Annotated in this window: 18 protein-coding genes and 1 pseudogene; 4 read left to right on the forward strand and 15 right to left on the reverse strand. The window is 61.9% G+C overall.

Translation table 11 applies throughout. The annotated features are described in order from the left end of the window. Nucleotides 1-4: 4 nt before the first annotated feature. The 11 genes from DSC91_RS16670 to DSC91_RS16720 all read right to left on the reverse strand — a co-directional run bounded on the left by DSC91_RS16670 (nt 5) and on the right by DSC91_RS16720 (nt 15251). Nucleotides 5-1057: a GSU2403 family nucleotidyltransferase fold protein gene (locus DSC91_RS16670; RefSeq protein ID WP_115779983.1), complete on the reverse strand. Its 1053-nt coding sequence runs from the start codon at nt 1055-1057 to the stop codon at nt 5-7. 199 nt (nt 1058-1256) lie between these two features. Next, on the reverse strand, nt 1257-2975 hold the full coding sequence (locus DSC91_RS16675; RefSeq protein WP_115779984.1) for a SpoVR family protein: 1719 nt from the start codon (nt 2973-2975) through the stop codon (nt 1257-1259). Then, the gene (locus tag DSC91_RS16680) at nt 2972-4243 is read right to left on the reverse strand and encodes a YeaH/YhbH family protein (protein WP_115779985.1); all 1272 of its coding nucleotides are present in this window, start codon (nt 4241-4243) and stop codon (nt 2972-2974) included. The genes DSC91_RS16675 and DSC91_RS16680 overlap by 4 nt, the downstream gene beginning before the upstream one ends. 136 nt (nt 4244-4379) lie before the next feature. After that, nucleotides 4380-6302: a PrkA family serine protein kinase gene (locus tag DSC91_RS16685; protein WP_115779986.1), complete on the reverse strand. Its 1923-nt coding sequence runs from the start codon at nt 6300-6302 to the stop codon at nt 4380-4382. An 812-nt stretch (nt 6303-7114) separates the two neighbouring features. Then, nucleotides 7115-7876 (reverse strand): hydratase, encoded by a 762-nt coding sequence (locus tag DSC91_RS16695; protein WP_115779988.1) that lies wholly within the window; start codon nt 7874-7876, stop codon nt 7115-7117. Nucleotides 7877-8192: 316 nt separating this feature from the next. Then, nucleotides 8193-9983 (reverse strand): methyl-accepting chemotaxis protein, encoded by a 1791-nt coding sequence (locus tag DSC91_RS16700; RefSeq protein WP_115779989.1) that lies wholly within the window; start codon nt 9981-9983, stop codon nt 8193-8195. Between the two features lie 598 nt (nt 9984-10581). Next, complete coding sequence (locus DSC91_RS16705) at nt 10582-11622, reverse strand: LacI family DNA-binding transcriptional regulator (RefSeq protein WP_115779990.1); 1041 nt, start codon at nt 11620-11622, stop codon at nt 10582-10584. A 131-nt stretch (nt 11623-11753) separates the two neighbouring features. Beyond that, nucleotides 11754-11885, reverse strand: a complete 132-nt coding sequence (locus tag DSC91_RS38530; protein WP_268238906.1) for a hypothetical protein — start codon at nt 11883-11885, stop codon at nt 11754-11756. Nucleotides 11886-12288: 403 nt separating this feature from the next. Next, entirely contained in the window at nt 12289-13251 is a 963-nt protein-coding gene (locus DSC91_RS16710) for a sugar ABC transporter substrate-binding protein (RefSeq protein WP_115779991.1), read from the reverse strand. Nucleotides 13252-13600: 349 nt separating this feature from the next. After that, nucleotides 13601-14578 (reverse strand): magnesium/cobalt transporter CorA, encoded by a 978-nt coding sequence (corA, locus tag DSC91_RS16715; RefSeq protein ID WP_115779992.1) that lies wholly within the window; start codon nt 14576-14578, stop codon nt 13601-13603. 232 nt (nt 14579-14810) lie between these two features. Further along, nucleotides 14811-15251 (reverse strand): YajG family lipoprotein, encoded by a 441-nt coding sequence (locus tag DSC91_RS16720; protein ID WP_115779993.1) that lies wholly within the window; start codon nt 15249-15251, stop codon nt 14811-14813. Nucleotides 15252-15568: 317 nt separating this feature from the next. Between DSC91_RS16720 and cydX the strand changes: the two genes are divergently transcribed. Beyond that, nucleotides 15569-15718 (forward strand): cytochrome bd-I oxidase subunit CydX, encoded by a 150-nt coding sequence (gene cydX / locus DSC91_RS16725; protein ID WP_115779994.1) that lies wholly within the window; start codon nt 15569-15571, stop codon nt 15716-15718. Beyond that, complete coding sequence (locus DSC91_RS16730) at nt 15715-16335, forward strand: P-loop nucleotide/nucleoside kinase family protein (protein ID WP_115779995.1); 621 nt, start codon at nt 15715-15717, stop codon at nt 16333-16335. The genes cydX and DSC91_RS16730 overlap by 4 nt, the downstream gene beginning before the upstream one ends. A 287-nt stretch (nt 16336-16622) precedes the next feature. On the opposite strand, the gene DSC91_RS16735 is transcribed toward DSC91_RS16730, so the two are convergent. The 3 genes from DSC91_RS16735 to DSC91_RS16745 form a co-directional block, all read right to left on the reverse strand. Next, complete coding sequence (locus DSC91_RS16735) at nt 16623-17720, reverse strand: saccharopine dehydrogenase family protein (RefSeq protein ID WP_115779996.1); 1098 nt, start codon at nt 17718-17720, stop codon at nt 16623-16625. A gap of 262 nt (nt 17721-17982) precedes the next feature. Further along, nucleotides 17983-18441, reverse strand: a complete 459-nt coding sequence (locus DSC91_RS16740) for an Lrp/AsnC family transcriptional regulator (protein ID WP_054039581.1) — start codon at nt 18439-18441, stop codon at nt 17983-17985. A gap of 212 nt (nt 18442-18653) precedes the next feature. After that, the gene (locus tag DSC91_RS16745; protein WP_115779997.1) at nt 18654-19538 is read right to left on the reverse strand and encodes a LysR family transcriptional regulator; all 885 of its coding nucleotides are present in this window, start codon (nt 19536-19538) and stop codon (nt 18654-18656) included. A gap of 186 nt (nt 19539-19724) precedes the next feature. Here DSC91_RS16745 and DSC91_RS16750 point away from each other — a divergent pair. Beyond that, nucleotides 19725-20241 (forward strand): annotated as a pseudogene (locus tag DSC91_RS16750) (Spy/CpxP family protein refolding chaperone). Nucleotides 20242-20619: 378 nt separating this feature from the next. Continuing rightward, complete coding sequence (locus DSC91_RS16755; protein ID WP_115779999.1) at nt 20620-21057, forward strand: PGDYG domain-containing protein; 438 nt, start codon at nt 20620-20622, stop codon at nt 21055-21057. Nucleotides 21058-21147: 90 nt separating this feature from the next. Here the strand turns inward: DSC91_RS16755 and DSC91_RS16760 are convergent, their stop codons facing one another. Then, on the reverse strand, nt 21148-22452 hold the full coding sequence (locus DSC91_RS16760; RefSeq protein WP_115780000.1) for an MFS family transporter: 1305 nt from the start codon (nt 22450-22452) through the stop codon (nt 21148-21150). Nucleotides 22453-22534: the final 82 nt, after the last annotated feature.

Raw genomic sequence — 22534 nt, forward strand, 5'->3', positions numbered from 1 at the left:
GGGACTATCCTGAGAGGCTCGTTGCAAGCTCTTCGAATGCTGCTTCGTGAGCGTCACGCATTAGCGATTCGACTTCGGGCAAGGTGCGGCGCACAAGTGCGCGCGCCGATCGCGGAAGTTCGGCGCAGGCGTCTTCGATGTCGCCGGTGCGATGTTCGCCGAGCATGGCCAGCAATACCGACGCCTGGCGCACGTCCTTCTGTGATTTGACGAGCGTGTTCGTTCGCAGGCGCGACACGAGTAGTTTATGGATGGCAAAGCGGGTGGCGTCAGGCACGCGTACGGGCACGGCGCCATGCCGTGACACGAGCGTTCCGGCATGGGACCGGCCTAGCAGGTAGGCCAGATACGGCAAGCCCGTGGCATGCGCATTGAGCTCGGCCACAGGCACCGTGGGAAACGAGTCGTCATGCGAGGGGACCAGCAGGTCGACATGAAAGCGCGACTTCCCTGCTTCTGTAAACGATGTGGACGCCTCGCCGCGTTTCATGGCAGGGACCGGCACGAAGTTAATGCCGGTCTCCTTGAGCATTGCGAGCAGTCCGCCTTCGGGAAGGTTGACGAGCGCGAGCTGATGTCGGCGCGCGATATCGATATCCTCGGTCTCGTATGAGATAGCCTTGATGCCGAGCGAGTTGAGAATCACGGCGTAAGCGTGCGAGCCGACCAGCACAGCCCCTGCCTCGAAAAGGCCGTAGTTGTAAAGAACGCCGACGGTAGCATAGGTTTTGTTGTCTGCCAGTTGAAAACCCAGCTTGCCGAGGTCACGGATTCGCGAGATGAGATCCTTGCTCAGATCGATGCGTCGGCGCACCTCCTCTACCCGGCTATCCACCTCTGGATCGCCCTTTGGACCGCCAAGGCTCTCCTCCTGCTTCTTGCCTTCCGGACCCATGTACTGACGGGCGTAGTAGACAGCCTCGCCCCGTTTATGTTCGATAACCGTTCCGGGCGCACCCATCAGAACCTTGTCCTGAGTGGCGGCGGCCTGTTCGATGTTAGCGAACTGGGAGCAGTAGGCTTGTTCTTGCTGCTCGTAGAGAGGAAAAGGCGACATGGGACCTTTCAGTAATTTTTTATATTTTACTGAAAAATCTCGGCTTGTGGTTTTTTCAGTACTTATTCACGAATTACTGAAAAATGGAGACCAGTCGACCCGTCAAACTCCGAATGACAAAACCCCTGTTCGTAACAGACAAACAGGGGCTTCGGACAGATCAAAAAAACCAACCTCCATGCAACAGGACCGAGCGAACTCAAACCCTTATCGCCGGCGGCACATACTTGCACTCATACCGCTTCCTCACCGTGCCATTCTCATCGACGCTTTCCAGGTAGACGTCGAACTGCCACAAGCGCGCCATGTGTTTGAGTACTTCGTCGCTATCGCCGGACAGATGCCGGTTGTCGCTCATGAAATGCCTCAGCGTCAGGCTCCGGTCGCCACGCGTATTCACCGCCCACACCTGAATATTCGGCTCCCGATGATGCATGTCGTACTGCCGCGACAAGGCCTGACGCACGTATTGATAACCGCTGTCGTCATGAATCGCCGACACTTCGAGCGCATCGCGCATGTCGTCATCGAGCACCGAGAACAGACGCATCTCGCGGATCAGATGCGGCGACAGATACTGCGCAACAAAACTCTCGTCCTTGAAGTTGCGCATCGCGTAGTGCATTGCCGGTAGCCACGGACTGCCGGCCAGCTCGGGGAACCACTTACGGTCCTCCTCCGTCGGCGTTTCGCAGATCCGGCGGATATCGCTCATCATCGAAAAACCGAGCGCATAAGGGTTGATGCCGCTGTAATACGGCTTCGTGACCGGCGGCTGGTAGACCACATTGCTGTGCGAATGGAGAAACTCCATCATGAAACCGTCTTCCAGCTTGCCCTGGGCATACATCGTGTTCAGCAAGGTGTAGTGCCAGAACGTCGCCCAGCCTTCGTTCATGACCTGGGTTTGCCGTTGCGGATAGAAATACTGGCCGACCTTGCGCACGATGCGGATCACTTCCCGCTCCCATGGCTCAAGCAAGGGCGCGTTCTTCTCCGCGAAATACAGCAGATTTTCCTGCGGCTCCGGCGGATAACGTTCCTCGATTTCCTCCGGCAGCGGCGTATGCCGGGTCGGCAGGGTGCGCCACAGTTCGTTGACCTGCGACTGCAGATAAGCCTCGCGTTCGCGGCGCGCCGCAAACTCCTTTTCCAGCGACAGTTTCTGCGGACGCTTGTAGCGGTCCACGCCGTAATTCATCAGCGCGTGGCACGAGTCGAGCAACTCCTCCACCCGGTCGAGCCCGAAGCGCTCCTCGCATTCGGCAATGTAATTCTTCGCGTAGACGAGGTAATCGATGATCGCGTGCGCATCCGTCCATAGCCTGAACAGATAGTTGCCCTTGAAAAACGAGTTGTGGCCATAGGCCGCGTGCGCGATGACGAGCGCCTGCATCGTCATCGTGTTCTCTTCCATCAGATACGCGATGCACGGGTTCGAATTGATGACGATCTCATACGCCAGCCCCATCTGCCCGCGACGGTAGCTTTTTTCGGTGGAGAGAAAGTGTTTGCCGAACGACCAGTGACGGTAGTTCACCGGCATGCCGACGGACGCGTAAGCGTCCATCATCTGTTCGGCGCTGATGAGTTCGAGCTGGATCGGATAGACGTCGAGTTCATATTGCTCTGCAACACGGGCAATATGCGAGTCGTACTCTTCGATCAATTCGAAGGTCCAGTCGGACGGACACGGCAGAGGCCGTCTATCGGCTACGTTCATACGGACTTCCCTTTGCCCCTCAGTGGGCGTTCCGGTGTGTCCCCGTGCTGCAGCGGCGTCGACTGCTCCGGCTGCGGCGGCGCCCACATCGTCCGCCTTCGCCTCGGCATGCCCCGACTGTTGCTGCTGCGGCACGCCTTTCCCGCGCGCCGGATGCTCGCCGCGCGCTTCGTCGTGCAGGTGCTTTGCCGTCATGAAGACGCCACCTGCTTTTCAAACAACTCCCGGAACACCGGATAAATGTCAGCCGCGGTTTCGACCTTCTTCATCGCCATGTGCGGCTGGCTCAGCGCCAGCTGCGCATATTCCAGCCACAAGTTCTGTTCTTCCGGTGTGACCTGGATATACGCAAAATAGCGCACCTTCTCCAGGATGTCATCCGAAAGTATCTTGCGGCACTTGGGCGAATCGTCGGTCCAATTGTCGCCGTCCGACGCCTGAGCGCCGTAAATATTCCATTCAGTCGGCGAATAACGCTCGTCCATCACCTTCTGCATCAGCTCCAGCGCGCTCGACACCACTGTGCCGCCGCTTTCCGTCGAGTGAAAGAAGGTGTCTTCGTCGACTTCTTCGGCGCGGGTGTGGTGACGAATGAAGACCACTTCGATCTTTTCGTAGTTACGCTTGAGAAACAGATACAGCAGGATGAAGAAGCGCTTGGCGAGATCCTTGCGCTGCTCGTCCATGGAACCGGACACGTCCATCAGACAGAACATCACCGCCTGGCTGGACGGCGTAGGCTGCTTCACCCGGTTCACATAGCGCAGATCGAACGGGTCGATAAACGGAATGCGCCAGATGCGCCCGCGCAAATGGTGGATTTCCTCTTCGAGCAGTTTGATCTCTTCGCGACGGTCGTCCGGATCGGCCTTCATTGCGTCGAGTTGCCGTTCCATCTCGTGCAACTGATTGACGAGCGGCGCACCGAGCGCGATACGGCGGCCGAGCGCGCTCCTCAGCGAGCGGACCACGTCGATATTGTTCGGCGTGCCTTCGGCCGCCCAGCCGGCGCGGATGCTTTTCCACGTGGGCACGGCCATCAGATGGGTTTTGACGAGACGCGGGAGTTCGAGGTCGTCGAAGAAATACTGCATGAACTCTTCGCGGCTCAGCTCGAACACGAAGTCGTCCTGACCCTCGCCCTCGTTGCTGGCCTGACTGCCCCCGCCTCCGCCGCCGCCCCCTTGCGGGCGCTGGATCTTGTCGCCGCGGATGTAGTCCGAGTTGCCCGGATGCACCATTTCCCGCCTGCCGCCGGGACCATGCCGGAACGACGGTTCCGCGATGTCCTTGCGCGGGATGGTGATGCTCTGGGTGTTCTGGATATCCTTGATGCTGCGATCGCGAACCGCTTCCGAGACGGCGCGACGAATATAGTTCTTGACGCGGCGCAGAAAGCGCTCGCGGTTTGCAATGCTCTTGTTCTTACCAGCTAACCTGCGGTCGATAATTTGATGAAGCACGCCCGGTCTCCAGTATTTCCGCTGCGCGAGACGCACGTCGCATAGGCATATCTGCAAACCCTACACTATGTCCATGCAACTTGCGACTCGCAAGGTGCTCGCGCGGTCGGACCGCGCGAGCGGCACGCAGTGCGTGTCATGACGACTTGCGCACGCGCAGATACCAGTCACACAGCAAGCGCACCTGCTTCGGCGTATAGCCCTTCGTCACCATGCGGTTGACGAAGTCTTCGTGCTTGCGTTGCTCTTCCGCCGACCCCTTGGCGTTGAACGAGATTACCGGCAACAGTTCTTCCGTGTTCGAGAACATCTTCTTTTCGATCACGACGCGCAGCTTCTCGTAGCTGATCCACGCGGGATTCTTCCCCGCATTCGCAGCACGCGCACGCAGCACGAAGTTCACGATCTCGTTGCGGAAGTCCTTCGGGTTGCTGATGCCCGCAGGTTTCTCGATCTTCTCCAGTTCGGCGTTCAGCGCCGCGCGGTCGAAACTCTCGCCGGTGTCGTGGTCGCGGAATTCCTGGTCCTGAATCCAGAAGTCCGCATACGTCACGTAGCGATCGAAAATATTCTGACCGTACTCGGAGTACGACTCCAGATACGCGGTCTGAATCTCCTTGCCGATGAACTCGGCATAGCGCGATGCCAGCACGTCCTTGATGAACGACAGGTACTTCTGTTCGGTTTCCGGCGGGAACTGCTCGCGCTCGATCTGCTGTTCGAGCACGTACATCAGGTGCACCGGGTTCGCCGCGACTTCCGTCGAATCGAAGTTGAACACGCGTGACAGGATCTTGAACGCAAAGCGGGTCGACACGCCGGTCATCCCTTCATCCACGCCCGCGAAATCACGGTATTCCTGATACGACTTGGCCTTCGGATCGGTATCCTTGAGATTCTCGCCGTCGTACACCTGCATCTTCGAGAACAGGCTGGAATTCTCGGGCTCCTGCAAGCGCGTGAGCACCGACATCTGCGCCATCATCTTCAATGTGCCCGGCGCGCATATCGCATTGGCCAGCGACGAATTGCGCAGCAGCTTCTCGTAGATCTTGACCTCTTCGCCGTAGCGCAGGCAGTACGGCACCTTCACGACGAAGATCCGGTCGAGCAGTGCTTCGTTGTTGCGGTTGTTGCGGAACGCCTTCCATTCCGACTCGTTCGAGTGGGCAAGGATCACGCCGTCGAACGGGATCGCGCCGAAGCCTTCCGTGCCCTTGAAGTTGCCTTCCTGAGTCGCGGTAAGCAGCGGGTGCAAGACCTTGATCGGCGCCTTGAACATTTCGACGAACTCGAGCAAGCCCTGATTCGCGAGGCACAAGCCACCGGAGTAGCTGTATGCGTCCGCATCGTCTTGTGCGTACTGTTCGAGCTTGCGGATGTCGACCTTGCCGACCAGCGACGAAATGTCCTGATTGTTTTCGTCGCCCGGTTCGGTCTTGGCGATCCCGATCTGACGAAGGATCGAGGGGTAGCGGCGCACCACGCGAAACTTACGGATGTCGCCGTTGTATTCGTGCAGGCGCTTCACTGCCCACGGACTCAGAATATTTTTCAGGTAGCGGCGTGGAATACCGTATTGCTCTTCGAGGATCGGACCGTCCTCGTCGTAATCGAACAAACCGAGCGGCGACTCGTTGACAGGCGAGCCCTTGATCGCATAGAACGGCACGCGTTCCATGAGTTGCTTCAGACGTTCCGCGATCGACGACTTACCGCCGCCGACCGGCCCCAGCAGATACAGAATCTGTTTCTTTTCTTCGAGCCCCTGGGCCGAGTGCCGGAAGTAGGCGACCACCTGCTCGATCACCTCTTCCATTCCGTAGAACTCACGGAATGCGGGGTATACCTTGATGACCTTGTTCGCGAAGATGCGCGACAGGCGCGGATCGTTACGAGTGTCGATCTGTTCTGGTTCGCCGATTGCCGTCAACATGCGTTCGCCAGCCGTAGCGTACGCGGCGGGATTGTCTTTGCAGAGCGCGAGATACTCCTCGAGCGAGAGTTCATCTTCTCGCGTTTTCTCGAAGCGGGTCGCGAAACTGCTGTAGATATCCATGCTACCTCCTCGCCGAAGTCTAGACCGATGTCGTGCGCGGCGCGCTATTCGGAAACGACATCGCTCGAATTCATCCTAAACCCTTTTAAATTTTTTTTCACGAACTACGTTGCGAAAATCGCGCCGTACCCGCCTCCCAACATTCCTCACTTGGAAACGCAGATTCGCTCACCTACAATCTTCCGCTCACATCACACCGAACGTGCAGCGATTGCCGGCCCACGTTGCTGCCTTTCCCGCGCCCTCTGCTCGCCATACTGCCCAGCATGGCGCGTCATGCTTCATGCTCTGTTACACGAATCGTCTCGTTGATCGAACGATCTCACTGCTCTACCGGACAGCCTGTCTGCACGCGCACACTTTCTTGCATTGAGCGCGGACGTCATGCGCTTTCTGTGCCCGGGACCTTTTTTCATCAACGCGCGGCATCGCCGTTTGGTCTACAGCAACATGCGCTGTGTTACATGTTCGTTCACCGTGCCGACCTGAGACACGGTTCGTCGACGCATCGTCAAGCGGTTCGTCGACGCGCCGGCGGTTTCGTTCCGCGCCATCGCGCATCGGTGCAGTGTGTTACCGCACATGCCCGTCTCTCGTATTAACCGCGTCCGCGGCATGGTTAGCCGCATGCATAACTGAATCACGGCAGCGCAACCGGTCGCTTCATAGGTGTATACGGCTAGATGCCTGATGCGGATGCTACGGAAAATGTAAAACGGCCGCCCGCAGGCAGCCGTTCGCTTGATGGGTCGTAATGTCCTGTTACAGGCCGGCCATGATGGGCGCACCATTACAAGTGCTCGATGACACGTTCAGGTCAGTTCAATTTCCACTTCCCCCAGACCGTCGATGTGGCCGCGCACGACGCCCGGCTTGTCCACATTGTGCGCACCGACGTACGAACCGGTGGTGAGTGTCCATTCCGGCTCGATGGTGATGCCCATGGCGGCGCAATGGTTGACGAACCACACCAGCAGTTCGCGCGGATCGCCGGCCGGATTGCCGGTGGCTTCCGGCACCAGCGAGCGGCCGTCGAAACTCAGCTCCAGTTCGGGCGATACGAAATCGAAGCCGCGTGCGAGACCCGCATAGGCAACCGGATGACCCGTGATCAATGCGCCGTTGTTCTGCGCGTCGGCCAGTTGCGCGAGCGGCGCGACATTGGGCCACCTGGCAAAGCGGCTATCGACGATCTCGATGGTCGGCAGCACGACGCCGAGCTTCGACAGCACCTCGTCGCGCGCATAAGCCCGGCCGCGCGGCTCGATCGGCTCGGCGAAACGAAAGGCGATCTCCAGTTCCACCAGCACCCGGAAGAAGCCGGCATGGGCCACCCGCGCGGGAGACGACAGCACCAGCGAAGCCGGAATCGGCGCGCCCGCGGCGGCCCCGCCGGGTGCTTTGGCGCCAATCTTCCACGCACCCGTGGAGTCGCCGAGGCCCACGATGACGGCCTGCTGGATCGCGTATGCGGTTGCCGCGTCGGGCGGCAGGCTGTCGGGTGGGGGCGCATCGATCGGGCGATGCTGCCGGCGGGCTTCGACGAGGCGGTTCGCGAGGTCGTGTGGCGTCATGTCGGTCCTTTATGGCTGGCGCGTTGAGCAATAGGTTGCCGCGCGGAGTTGCCGCAGTAGGGAAAAGCGGGCTCACGGTCCGCGCGCTGACTGCCTGTAGCGGCGACCTTGCCGGTACAAGCGGTAGTCGCGCCCGTCAATGTACCGGATCACGACGCTCGCCAGGGTGTCGACAACGCTAATGAACGTTACTTAGTCCGCAGACCATGAAAAAAGACCGCGGTTGCATGCGCAATCGCGGTCTTTGTTGTCATGCGGCCGATCCGCACAAGCGTGGTTCCGTCTAATGCATCATCGGGAACGAATGTTGCATCGATCAGAACGTTTCCCAATCCTGATCGCTGCCGGCGCTCGCCACTGCTCTGGCCGGCATCTTTGTCGGCGCGGCGGCAGCGGGCGCCGGTGCCGCTGCGGACGCAGCAGGCGTTCTGGCTACCTGGGTGGCATGTGACACGGAATTCGACTCCGGATGTGACACCGCATGTGACGCCTTACGTGCCGCCATCGCGCGAGCCGGCGCGGCCGCGCGCTTCGGCGCCGCGCTCACCGGCGCCTTGAAGCCGCTTTCTTCGAGCTGGAACACCGCGACCGCGGTACGCAGCTTGCCGGCCTGGTCTTCGAGCGACGACGCCGCAGCAGCCGCTTCCTCGACCAGCGCGGCGTTCTGCTGCGTGACTTCGTCCATCTGCGTGACGGCGCGCGCCACCTGGTCGATGCCGTTGCTTTGCTCTTCCGAGGCCGCCGCGATCTCGCCCATGATGTCGGTCACGCGCTGCACCGCACCGATGATCTCGGTCATGGTGCGGCCGGCTTCGTCGACCAGCGCCGAGCCGGACTGCACACGTTCCACCGAGGTGTCGATCAGTTCCTTGATCTCCTTGGCCGCCGCCGACGAACGTTGCGCGAGGCTGCGCACTTCGCCTGCCACCACCGCGAACCCGCGCCCTTCTTCGCCGGCCCGCGCCGCTTCCACGGCCGCATTCAAGGCCAGGATGTTGGTCTGGAACGCAATCCCTTCGATGATCGAGATGATGTCGGCAATCTTCGCCGAGCTCTGATTGATGTCGCCCATCGTGCCGACCACCTGGCCGACCACCGCGCTGCCCTTGTTGGCGATCTCGGACGCATTGGCCGCCAGCGAGCTCGCCTGGCGAGCGTTGTCGGCGTTCTGCTTGACCGTGCCGGTCAGCTCTTCCATGCTCGACGCGGTTTCCTGCAGCGCCGACGCCTGCTCTTCCGTTCGCGAGGACAGGTCGATATTGCCGGCCGCGATCTGCCGCGTGGCCGTCGCAATCGATTCGCTGCCGCCGCGCACCGTACGCACCGTTTCGGTGAGACTACGCTGCATTTTGGCGATGCCTTCGAGCAACTGCCCCATTTCGTCTCGCGAGGTGACCACGACCGGGCGGCGCAGATCGCCGGCGGAGATCGCGTCGAAATGACCCAGGGCGGCGTCGAGCGGGCGGGCAATCGCGCGGCTGAGCGTCAGGTAGGACAGCACGGCGGCGAGCACGCCCACCAGCAGCGCACCGGCGCTCACCATGCGGAAGACTTCGAAGCTGTTTTGCGCCGAGTCGTAACCTTGTTTGGCCGAATCGAACTGGAACTTGCGCAGCGCGTCGTCCGAATTGGCGAGATCGTTGTATGCCGCCTGCAAGCGCTTGGCGCCGTCGACAATCTTGCTCTGGTCGTTCGCCGTGACGGTTGCCGTAAACGCGTCCAGTTGCTGATGCAACGCCTCGCGTTTAGCGATGACGTCCTGTGCGAGACGGTCTTCCTGAGCGTCCCGCGGCAGGTCCATATACTTTTTCCACCACATGTCGGAGGTCACACGCATCGCACGGGCGCGCTCGACCGCCGGCGCCGAGTCCGGCGTGCCGATCGTGAATGCGGCCCGATCGAGCGCCAGCCGCTCCCGCGCAGCATAAAGCTCGGCGTTGCCGATATCGACCGCGCTCGGCATTGCGTTGGTGAACGTGTCCTGGTAAGCGTCATTCGAGCGGCTCATGCCGAACATGCCGAAAACGCCGATGGCGACTAGCAGCGCGGCGAGAAAAGCCATCGTGAGGCCAATCCGCGCCTTGATCGTGATGCCTTTGTTCAACATGCTTGTTCCTGTACTTAACAAATGAGAGGCTGCGTGCGCAGCGCGGGGTAGCGTGTGGCTGTGCGTACATGGCGCCGATTTGATGCCGCGCTCTAATAATTTTGTTTACGGCACCCGATCTGCATACTTGAAGGATTTATATGGTATGAAGAAAGACGTTGTAGGGAATTGGAAGAAATTACAAAGCGCTGACAGGCCGCGTTTGCGCGGGGATCCCACGACGTTTTTTGGCGTTCGGAGAGGCGAATTCAGGCGGGCCGGAAGGTCGGGTGCGGACAGCCAGGACGGATTCGAGCGGAGGTCAAACGGGGTTCGAGTGAGGTTCGAGCGGAGTATGGGTTCGAGCGGGGTTCAAACGAAGATCAAACGGGGTTCAAACGAGGTTCAAGCGAGCATCGAACAGAACCCTCGACTTGCCGGGTGCAGTGACGCGTCCCGGGCGTCCAGGAACAGGCGCGAAGCCTTCACGCCCGAGGCCGTGACCGGCTGTCACTCACGATCACCAGAGTCGGAAGAGCGCAAGAGAAATCACGAACGGGCCGGCGCGAAGCCTTCCGGCCCGCGTCCGCCAGTGCAGTGTCCGTGCAATGTCCCGAGATCAGGCCGCCAGATCGCGCCTCGCCACGCCGGCCCATGTCGAGGTCGATTCGCGCACGATCAGGCGCGGCGACACGACACGCCGGCGTCCCGGCGCGCGCGGACTGCCCGACGAGGTCCCGGCAATGCGTTCGATCAGCGTCTGCGCGGCCATATCGCCAAGCGCACGGACCGACTGCCCGACCGTCGAGAGCGACGGATAGGTGAATCGTCCCAGTTCGATATCGTCGAAACCGATGATCGAGCAATCGCGCGGCACGCTGATATTGCGCTCCGCCGCGGCGCGCAACGCCCCGATGCCCATCATGTCGTTGCCGGCAAAAATCGCCGACGGCTTCACGGTGTCGAACAGTTGTCCCGCCGCGCGATGACCGCCCGTCCCCGAAAAATCGCTTTCGACGATCGCCCCGGACGGAATCTCGATACCGCGCTCGGTCATAGCGCGGATGAAGCCGTGCACCCGCATGGCGCTCACCGCCGTCTTCACGGGTCCGGTGATGCAGCCGATCCGCACATGCCCCAGCTCGAGCAGATGACGCGTCGCGAGATAGCCGCCCTTCTCGTGGTCGATCTGCACCAGATCCGCGTTCACGCCTTCGATATTGCGGTCCACCACGACCAGCGGCTGGTGAGCGTCGGCAAGCGAATGAGCCAGCACGGCGTCGTCGCCTGCGGAGGCGACGATCAGTCCGTCGATACGCTTTTCCTGCAGGACGCGCAGATAGTTACGCTGCTTGGCCGGATCGTCGTCGGAATTGCAGAAGAACAGGCAGTAGCCGTTGCGCGAGCAACCATCCTCGATACCCCGCGCCATCTCCGCGAAATACGGGTTCGTGCTGTTCGGCAACACCAGACCGATCGTCGCCGTCGCCCGTGCCTTGAGCGAGCGGGCCACCGCCGACGGTACATAGTGGAGCTGACGGATCGCGTGTTCGACCTTCGCGCGCACGTCGGCCGACACCGGCCGTGAGTTGTTCACGACGTGCGATACCGTCGTGAACGACACGCCTGCCACGGCCGCTACATCCTTGATCGTCGCCATAACCTGTTGTTCTCCTGCCTGTTGTTCCCGCCGGCCACGCCATCTGGCGACCCACCGGACGCCTTCATCGAAGACAGACCAAACCCACGAATACTTACGCTTTACCGCACTTTCAGCTTCGACTGCTCCTGCTACGCCAGGGTGCCGGCCGGTTTGCCGCTGGCGCGCGGCACGCACGGGCCGGCGGGCGGCGTGACCTTGGCCCCTGCCCGCGATGCCCCCGGTTTGCCGCGCGATGCTTCATGCACCGATCGACCGGTCATGACAACCTCCCTGCTTCATGGGTATCGGGCATGTGCCGCATCGCTTCGCGGCTGCGATATCCATCGATAATTTTGGCAAGCGTACGCTTGCCGGTGAGTGCCAATATTTCAATGGCGCGCGGCAACAGTGAAACGTCGGGCGCGCACCGGTTCGGCGCAGGTCTTTCGGCCACGCCCCTCCCACCACGCAGCCGCCGTCATGACGCTTACCTCTGGAATTAACGGCGGCGCAGCAGCTTTCTTGAGCGCTTATTGAATTGACGCGGTTGCGCGCGTCTTTTGCCATGCATTCAGCATGCAGCGGCGTGAGCGCGAACCCGCGTGCCCCGGCGAACCCTGGCGTGTCGCGATGCTTCTTGTGTCGCTCCTTGCGATGCGTGGTTCGGTACTGACTGTCGAACGCTTATCTGGCCACCAGATCGCACGGCGTTTCGACCACGCCGGACAACTGCGATTGCTTCTTGTGCTCGTTGATCGCCTTCAGCGCGGTGTCGATACCGAACACGGCCTGCTTGGCGGCGTACTGGTCGGCGGTGGCGAGCACGCGGCCGTCCTTGAGCATCGGCCTGATCGCGTTGATGTTGTCGTAGCCGACCACCAGTACCTTGCCCTGCTTGCCTGCCGCCCGTACGGCCGAGACCGCGCCGATCGCCATATTGTCGTTGCCGGCCAGGAGCGCCTTCAGGTTCGGATACTCATTGAGCATGGCCGACGCCACCGCGTTGCCTTTGTCGATTTCCCATTCGCCCGATTGCACCGACACGACCTTGGCGCCGACGCTCTGCATGGCGTCCTTGAAGCCCGCCGTGCGTTGCTGCGCGTTGGTGGTGGTCGACACGCCTTCGATAATGCCGACTTCATCGCCCGCCTTCAGCTTTCTGGCCAGATAGTCGCCGACCTTCTGCGCGCCCTTGCGGTTGTCCGGGCCGACGAACGGCACGTTCAGGTCTTTCGACTTGAGCACGTCCGGATCGAGCCGGTTGTCGATGTTCACGACGATGATGCCCGCGTCGACCGCCTTCTTGACGACCGGCACCAGCGCCTTCGAATCAGCCGGCGCCAGCACGATCGCATCGACCTTCGACACGATCATCTGTTCGACGATGCGGATCTGGTTCGCGGTATCGGTCTCGTCCTTGATGCCGTTGGTGATCAGGTCGAACTGGGAGGCGTTGTGTTTCTGGTAGTCCTTCGCGCCGGTTTCCATGGTCAGGAAGAACTCGTTGGCGAGCGACTTCATCACCAGCGCGACCTTCGGCTTACGGGCGGGCGCGGTTTGCGCGAAGGCGGAGGAAAACGGCAAAGCGCCGGTAGCGGTGGCGAGAACAGCGGCCGCCAGCATGCGGCGGCGAATGCGATGGCTCATGCCTATCTCCAGAGTGAGTCGGGCTCGCGGTCGAGCCGTTTTTTTAGTTGAACGCAAACGTTTGCGAGGCTCATTCTCAGCGCGCCCGGTTCGGACTGTCAACGATGCGCCGTGTTGCCATACGCCTCGACGCAGAGCGCGCATCGCTGCTGAGCGCTCGATGGGCTCGACCCGGCGCCATGGGCAGGCACATCGATGGACTGTCTTTCTGGCAAGGATTCCTCGCTCGGTCCATGCGTGGCGAATTTGCCGCCGGCTGCAAGCTCAGCGACCGGCGGGCCGCCTATGCTGGACTTTTATTGCGCACGGTGCAAGCGGGAACAACACGGTGCGATGGGCTAACAGGGTGTCAAAGCCAGCCGGACTTGCGAAAGCGCCAGTACAGGATCAAATCCACGATCGCCATCACGGCAAGACAGACTGGATAGCCGAACTTGTAGTGCAACTCGGGGATGGTCTCGAAGTTCATCCCGTAGATACCGGCGATCATGGTCGGCACCGCGAACAACGCGGCGAACGAGCCGAGCCGCTTGGTCACCTCGTTTTCGACCAGCGAGATCATCCCCAGATTGACCTGCACCGCGGTCACGACCAATTCGCGCCGGCCATCGATGATTCTGACGATCCGATCGAGATGGTCGTAGACGTCGCGGAAATAGGCTTGCATGCCTCCGCAGACGCTCGGAATCCGGCCGCCCGTCAATTTGCCGACCGCCTCCTGAAGCGGCGCGATGTGATGCTGCAGGATCACGAGCCGGCGTTTCAGCGAATACAGATCCTCGATGATTGCCCGCGATGCCACCGAATTGTTGCGCTCGAAGATGCGGTCCTCGAGTGCTTCGATCTCGTTGTTCATCGTCTCGAGGATCGGAAAATAACGATCGACGATGTCGTCCACCAGCGCGTACAGCACGAACGCCGAGCCCTCCTTGAGCAATTCCGGCTCGCGCTCGCAACGGGCGCGAACGTTCTGGAACCCGGCGCGCGTGCCGCGGCGCACTGACAGCACATAGTTGTGCCCCACGAACACGTCGACCTCGCCGATCAGCAGTTCGCCCTTTTCGTCCATTTCCACGGTGTGGATGACGGCGAATAGCGACTCGCCGTACTCCTCGATTTTCGGACGCTGATGGCCGTTTTGCGCATCTTCGATCGCGAGTTCGTGGAAGCCGAACTCGTGCTGCATCACGACCAGTTCGTCCGGCTCCGGGTCTTTCAGCGCGACCCAGACGAAGCACTCGGGCCGCGCCACGTAGTCGCTGATGCTATCGATATCGATGTCGGCCAGCTTCCGGCCATCCTGATAGGCGGCGCAATTGATCAGCATGTTGGATTACCTTGAAAACGGAACAGACCGGCCGGCTTCGCACTGCGCGCGGGCCCGGTGGCAAATCTGAGTGAACGGGTACACGACAGCCGTCATATTAAGGGCGATACATGAACGTCATGTATCGAATTGTTAAATGCGCGGACTCGGCACGGGGTTCAAGCTTGCATACGGCAGCGGGCACCTTCGACACGCCTCGCCGCGATCCGGCGTTGCCGGACCCTGCCCTGCGCTATTGCGCGACCCTGCGCAAGGCAATGCGGTGATCGTCGTCGAAGGTGACCGACGCGCGGTTCGTATAGCGTGTATCGGCCGTGACGGTAAAGCGCATCTCCACGACCGGATCGAATTGCGTGGAAACACCGATGCGATGCACGCCCGGGCTCAGATAGAAGACCGCGTGTTCGCCGTTCATCAGATCGGTGACCTGTTCGCCGTCGATATACACCAGGGCATCGCGGAACCGGACGATAACATCATGCGAACGTTCGCGCCGCACGTCCACGGCGACCAGTCCGCTGCCGGGCTCCGTATAGCCGGGCTGGACGACGCGCGCTTGCGGCACCGCCTTGAACGGGACGGGCTCGGCAGGTGTCGAGGCGCAACCGGCGAGCGACGCGACAGCCAGCGCAAACAGCGCGGCTTTGCAGGGGAAGTGCGGGCGCATCGGCATGCTGGGTCTCCCGTGTTCCGTGTTATTGGCGGTGTTGCGGTGTTGCCGTGGAATTGCGATGGTATTGCTCCCGTTCTCGTCACAGGCGCGTTGCGCGATCCTGGGCGGACGGGCAACCGGCTTGGCGCCCCTTGCACTGGACCGCATTCTTCTTCATGATCGCTGCAAAGTGCCGCGCTGTGGGCGCCGCGCGCTGCGGATTTACCCTCGGGTCCGCCGCGTGCTGCCTTTGTCCGCCCGCAGGTTTGCTTCCCTGCACCGGCTATGCACAACGCTTCACCGGCTGCCTTGCCGGACATACGATCAAGGAGACCGCGATGTGGTATTTCACCTGGATTCTCGGCATCGGCGTGGCATTGGGCTTCGGCATCATCAATGTGATGTGGCTGGAGGCCGGCGGCAAGTTCGCGCGTGACCCGCAGCCCGCCGGCGCCCCGCCCGCCACGTCCGAGGACACGTCTTCGTGACCTGTCTGGTTTTCTTCTGCGGCCATGCCGGCACCGGCAAGACCACCCTGGCAAAGAAGCTGATCGGTCCGCTCATGCAGGCGAGCGCGACGCCCTTCTGCCTGCTCGATAAAGATACGCTGTTCGGCGGCTACAGCGCGGCCGCCATGGCCATGCTGACCGGCGATCCGAACGACCGCGACAGCCCGCTCTTCCTGCAGCACCTGCGCGACCCCGAGTATCGCGGCCTGCTCGATACCGCGCGGGACAATCTCGAACTTGGCGTCAGCGCGCTGGTGGTCGGGCCGCTCTCGCGCGAAGTGCGCGAGCGGCGCCTCTTCGATCGCACCTGGCTGGGTATCGGCGCAGACGTGGTGCTGCGGGTCGTATGGGTCTACACGTCCGAAGAGACGGCGCATCAACGCATCGTCGCGCGCGGCAATCCGAACGATGCCTACAAACTCGCGCATTGGGACGAGTATCGGCAGCGCCGCTTCGTGCCGAGCGGCGACATTTGCGACGACCTGTTGATGTTCGACAACACCGCGCCAACCCGCGCGGATTACGAAGCGTTGCTCGCACGTATAGTGGGCGGGCCGCTTGCGTCGTCTGCGAAGCTGCCGCCGCTGCCTGTGTAGCTGTCTGTGTCACAGCCCGTGCAGCCGCCTGTGCGACTGCCTACGTCACAGCCCGTGCAGCCGCCAGCGGAACTTTACCTGCGTGGCGGCCCGTGTAGCGCGAGGCGTAGTAGCCGCTGCCGCAGCCCATGCAGCACCGGTGTTTAAAACGCAAAACGCCCCGCGGTGCGGGGCGTCCCTGGTTTTTTCAAAGCGGCCTTCTACGAGGCTTTCTTCGTTGCTCGCGGCAGCCACTGCCGCGTCGTCGCACGGCCCTCGGTATCGAGCCTCAACGTGACAGCCGCGGCTTACACCGTTGCCATGGCATCCAGCGACTGCCCTTCGTACAACTGGCCGAAGCGGTTCGCGAGGAAGTCGCGCAGCGACACCTGTTCCTGACGCACGAAGCCGCTTTGCGGCAGCTTCTGCTCACGGAACAGATCGAGCACCGCGCACATCGCGCCGGCCGTGGTGATCTGGATTGCGCTCATCGGCACGCCGCACACCGTCTTCGCGAAGATCTTGCGAGTGAATACTTCCTGCACCAGCTGGCCGTCACGCATGCCGCTCACGGTGATGAACACCAGCACGACGTCTTGCGCGGTCGCGGGCACCGAGCGGCGCATGATGGTCTTGAGCGTATCGCGGTCGCTCGACAAACGCAGGTCTTCCAGCAGGAACTGCATCAGGTTGCGGTGGCCCGGATAGCGCACCGACTTGTAGTCGAGCGATTCGACGCGGCCCGCCAGCGTTTCGCATAGCGTACCCAGCCCGCCGGACGTATTGAAGGCTTCGTATTCGGTACCGTCGAGCGAGAAGTGTTCGAGGCCTTCCAGCGGCTGCACCCACTGCGTGCGGCTGTCGCGGATCGCTTCGCAAGGCTGGCAGTACTCGTTGATCAGGCCATCGACGCTCCACGTCAGGTTGTACTTCAGCGCGTTGGTCGGGAATTCGGGCAGCGCGCCGACGCGCATTTTCACGTCGCGGATTTCGGTGAAGCGGTTCGCCAGTTCATGCGCGGCGATGCCGATGAAGCCCGGCGCGAGACCGCATTGCGGCATGAAGGCGTGATCGGCGTCGTCGGCGATTGCACGAATCGCGCTGGTGGCGCGCACGTCTTCGGTCAGGTCGAAATAGTGAACGCCCGCACCTTTGGCGGCCGTGGCCACGCTCACTGCCAGGTAATACGGCAGTGCGTTGATGAGCGCATCGAAGCCTTGAATGGCGGCGCGCAACGCGGCGGCGTCGGCGGAATCGACGCGGCGGGTCGGGATGCCCTGGGCAGCGAGCTTATCGAGCGCATGCTGATCGCGGTCGAACGCGACGACGTCGTAGTCGCCCGTTTCACGCAACATATGGGCGATGGTGTGACCGATCAAACCTGCACCGACGATGGCTACTTTCATGCGCTTCTCCTGTGTCGACCGGGGCTGGCGTTTTAACGCGAACTCCGGTCCCATTTTGTGTGCTGTCTCCAGCTTGGGAAGTGCGCTGCGTTTAAGCGCAGCGCCCGGCGGGCTGAACCCTTGAGAGACAGTTTAGGGAGAAGCAAAAACAGTTCATACACGCAAAATGCTGCGCTATGACCATGAACTTCGACGTTATGACGACACAATCAGTCGATATGTCGAAAACATGTCAAAACGGCGTAAAAATCGGGCAGCGGAATCACACCATGCCGCGGTCGATCTTGCGCGCAAGAATGATCGACGTGGTGGTCCGCTCCACCCCTTCCAGGCCGCCGATCTCGTCGAGCAGATCGTTGAGGCGGTCGGGCGAATCGGCGCGCAGCCACGCGACATAGTCGAACTCGCCGCTCACCGCACACAGCAGTTGCACCTCGGGCATCTTGCCGAGACGTTTCTGCACGGCCGGTCCGTACTTCGGCGCGATGATGATGCCGACGTACGCCTGGATGCTCGAGTCGAGCACGTCCTGGCCGAGCCGCACGCTATAGCCGCCGATCACGTTGCTGCGCTCGAGCCGGGCGATCCGGGCAATCACGGTGGTGCGCGCCACGTCGAGCTGGCGCGCAAGGTTGGCGACGCTCTCCCGGGCGTTGGCTTGCAGCAGCGCAACGAGGTTGCGGTCGAGGTCGTCGAGTTGGTCGAGGCGCGGAGGTCTCATCTGGGGGAAAGAAGTTGGTCAGCAGTGGAACGGATTATCGCGCGTCCTGAGCATCGGGCGGCAGGCCGAGGAACCCCGGCCCATGGGCGGCGCAACGACGAGCGGCTAGCAACGATCGGGAAGCGGCAAACGAAGCAGCAAACGAAGCAGCAAACGAAGCAGCAAACGGAGCAGCAAACGAAGCAGCAAACGGAGCGTGGCAAGCGGCAAGATCACGCCCCGAACCGCTCGATCACGAAATCGATGAAGCTGGTGAGCTTGGGCGTGGCACGCCGGTCGCGTGGATAGAGCAGATGGACGGGCGCGCCTTCGGGCAGATAGGCCTCCAGCACCGACACCAGTTCGCCACTGGCAATCTCTTTCGCCAGCAGCGCCTCCGGCTGCAACACCAGACCGAAGCCGCGCAATGCGGCAACCTTGAGCGCCTGGCCGTTGTTCGCGCGGAACCGGCCGGCGCGCAGCGGGGTTTCGTCCGCATTCTCGCCGCCTAGCCGCCACAAACCTTCGCGGCCCCAATGCAGAAAGCCGAGACATTCGTGCTGCATGAGATCGGCCGGCGTGCGCGGTGTGCCGGCCCGCGCCAGATAGGCCGGCGATGCGCACGCGCGCATCCGGTAAGGCTTCAACGGCCGCGCGACGAAACTGGAATCCGGCAATCGGCCAATGCGCACCGATGCATCGAAGCCCTCTTCCACCAGGTCGATCACACGATTCGACAGATCCAGTTCGAGGCTCACGTCCGGCCACGCGCTCAGGTAGTCGGTCATCGCCGGGGCAAAGACTTCGACGCCGTAGGTCAGCGGCGCCGTCACCTTCAGCACCCCGCGCGGCGCGGCCGCCATGGCCTCGGCGAGCGACTCCGCCTCCTTGACGTCGGCCAGAATCTGCCGGCACTGCTCGTAATACTGCCGGCCGATTTCAGTCAGACTCTGACGACGCGTGGTGCGCGTCAGAAGCCGCGTCGCGAGCCGTGTTTCGAGCGAGCGGATGTGTTTGCCCACCATCGCCGACGAAATGTCAAAGCGCTCGGCAGCCGCCGTGAGACTGCCCGCCTCGACCACCGCGACGAAGATTTCCATGCTCACGAATTTGTCCACCCGCTATTTCCTGTTCGTTTCGGTTGTAAGCGTTTGTCGCACAAGAGCCGCATTGTAGGGATATCGTGATACTAATAGCGGCGACGGCGAAGTGGGCAGCCGGCCGCGGTGCGTCGCCATGCCGGCGCATCACGGGCCGCTCGCACGCGAGCCTTGTCCCAATTCGAACAGACATCAGGAGTTTCGATGAAAAAAGCACTGGTATTGCTGGCCACCGCAGTCGCCATGAGCGGCGCGTTCGCACAAACTTCCGCGCCGGCGTCGGCACCGACGGGCGCCTCGGCATCGGCATCGGCACCGGCCGCCCAAGCGGGCCACGAGCGCAACGTCGAAGACCGCATTGCTTACCTGCATTCGCAACTGAAGATCACCTCGGCACAGGAACCGCAGTGGAACGCATTCGCCGACGTGATGCGCGGCAACGGCCAAACGATGGGTCAGTTGTTCCAGCAACGCCGGGCCGCCACCAATGTGTCGGCGCTCGACGACATGACGCAATACGCGACGATCGCGCAAGCGCATGCGGACGGCATGAAGAAGCTTGTCGATGCGTTCGGTCCGCTGTACAACAGCTTCTCCCCGGAACAGAAGAAGCTGGCCGACGCGACCTTCCATCAGGGCGGTCCCGAAGGCGGCCGTCACCATGGCAAAGGCGGCGGCAAGAAGGCTCCGGCAAGCGAATGATGCAGCCGTGAAACCGTAAGCGGCCAACTGCACGGTCGATGACGCGCGGCGCGGGTTTCTGCGCTTCGCGTCCCATTCTTTTGCCTTTGGCGGCGGGATCTATCCGGGTGCGTACGGCGCTGGTCTTCAGCTAATCGGCGTGCCGCATGGCGCTTTATGTTTGGTCGCCCTGTCTGGTCGCGCTTCGCCAGGCGAATACCCCAGACCAGCTCGGTCCCACGCGGGTCCTCTTGCCGTTCGGACCGGTGAAAGCGAGATCGGGGCCGACGTGTTCGCCGCCTTTCCGCCAATGGCAAAAGAAACCCATCATCAAATGCATCTGGCATGATTGCGAGTACGCAGCGTCGGAACGCCAAGTTCCGGCCAGGCTGTCAATATCTCCACACCCACTTGCTTCATGACCGAACTCAAAAATCTCGATCTCAGTCAAGATGCCGACGCCCAGCGCGTCGTCAAGAACGAAACCGTGCGCGTTGAATTCGCCGCCGCCGAAGGCGAACTGATGAGCCTGGAAGGCCCGAACCGCTACACCCGCGGCGACGCGCTGATCACCGGCTCGACCGGCGACCGCTGGGTCGTCTCACGCGAACGCTTCGACGCCAAATACCTGCCGGAAGACACCGCCCTCGCTCACGGCGAACCTGGCGCATACTGCAACCGTCCCGCCGTCGTGCTGGCCAAACAGATGCATGAAGCGTTCACGCTCGCGCGCTCGGCGAACGGCGGCGACGTGCTGCGCGGCGCCGCCGGCGACTGGATCATGCAATACGCGCCGGGCGACTACGGCGTGGTGCAGGCCGCACGCTTTGCGAAAGTCTATCGCCTGGCGGACTGACCGCAGTCAGCGACGTTGACCGCACGGGCTGCCGAGCTGTAACCGCCACGCCTGCGCGGCCAACGTCAGCTCCCACGCCGGGCGTACGACTCAAGGCTCGTGCCGCAGATACCCTTCTTTCGACGGATCGCGCATGCGCAGCGACACGAGGCCGGCGATCGCGCACAGCGCGGTCACATACCAGTAGAACGTCGACTCGCTGCCCACCGACTTCAGCCACAGCGCCACATACTCCGCCGAGCCGCCGAAGATCGCATTGGCCACCGCATACGACAGCCCCACGCCGAGCGCGCGCACTTCCGGCGGGAACATTTCCGCCTTGATCAGGCCGCTGATCGACGTATAGAAGCTGACGATCGCCAGCGCCACCACGACCAGCCCGAAAGCCGCGTACGGGCTCGTCACGTCTTTCAGCGCGTGCAGCAGCGGCACCGTGCCGATGGTCGCGAAGAAGCCGAAGAACAGCATCGAACGACGCCGCCCGATGCGGTCCGACAACGCGCCGAATGCCGGCTGCATCACCATGTACACGAACAGCGCCGCGGTCATCACGTTGCTGGCCGTCTTGGCGTGCATACCCGCCGTGTTCACCAGGTACTTCTGCATGTACGTGGTGAACGTGTAGAAAATCAGCGAGCCCCCGGCCGTGAAGCCGAGCACCGTCGCGAAGGCGCCCCGGTGCAGCCACAAGCCGCGCAGCGTGCCGGCTTCCTTGCGCTGGCGCGTTTCCGCCGTGGTCGTTTCGTCGAGCGATTTACGCAGATACAGCGCGACCAGCGCCGCCAGCGCACCGATCACGAACGGCACGCGCCAGCCCCACGCTTTCAGTTCCTCGGTGGACAGGGTCTGTTGCAGGATCACCAGCACCAGCAGCGCGCACAACTGCCCGCCGATCAGCGTGACGTACTGGAACGACGCGAAAAACCCGCGACGCCCCTTGAGCGCGACTTCACTCATGTAGGTGGCGCTGGTGCCGTACTCGCCGCCCACCGACAGCCCCTGGAACAGCCGCGCGACCAGCAGCAGCGCCGGCGCCAGCGCGCCGATCTGCGCATACGTGGGCAACACGGCGATCACCAGCGAGCCGCCGCACATCATGAACACCGACACCATCATGGCGGTCCTGCGTCCGCGCTTGTCGGCGAGCCGGCCGAAGAACCAGCCGCCGATCGGGCGCATCAGGAAGCCCGCGGCGAACACGCCGGCGGTGTTGAGCAACTGCGTGGTGGTGTTGCCGCTCGGGAAGAACGCCGGCGCGAAATACAGCGCGCAGAACGAATACACGTAGAAGTCGAACCACTCGACGAGATTGCCCGATGAAGCGCCAACGATTGCGAAGATGCGGCGACGGGTGTCGTCTGTGGTAACTGCTGCCGGAATGTTGAGATTTGTCATTGGTCTTCGTGTCCTCCTAAAAAGCTCCCCTGTGATTATGTTTGTACTGCGCGGTTTAGCCGCGTCTTATTCACTTCTTGGT

Origin of the sequence: Paraburkholderia caffeinilytica, from assembly GCF_003368325.1 — a bacterium.
Classification (GTDB): domain Bacteria; phylum Pseudomonadota; class Gammaproteobacteria; order Burkholderiales; family Burkholderiaceae; genus Paraburkholderia; species Paraburkholderia caffeinilytica.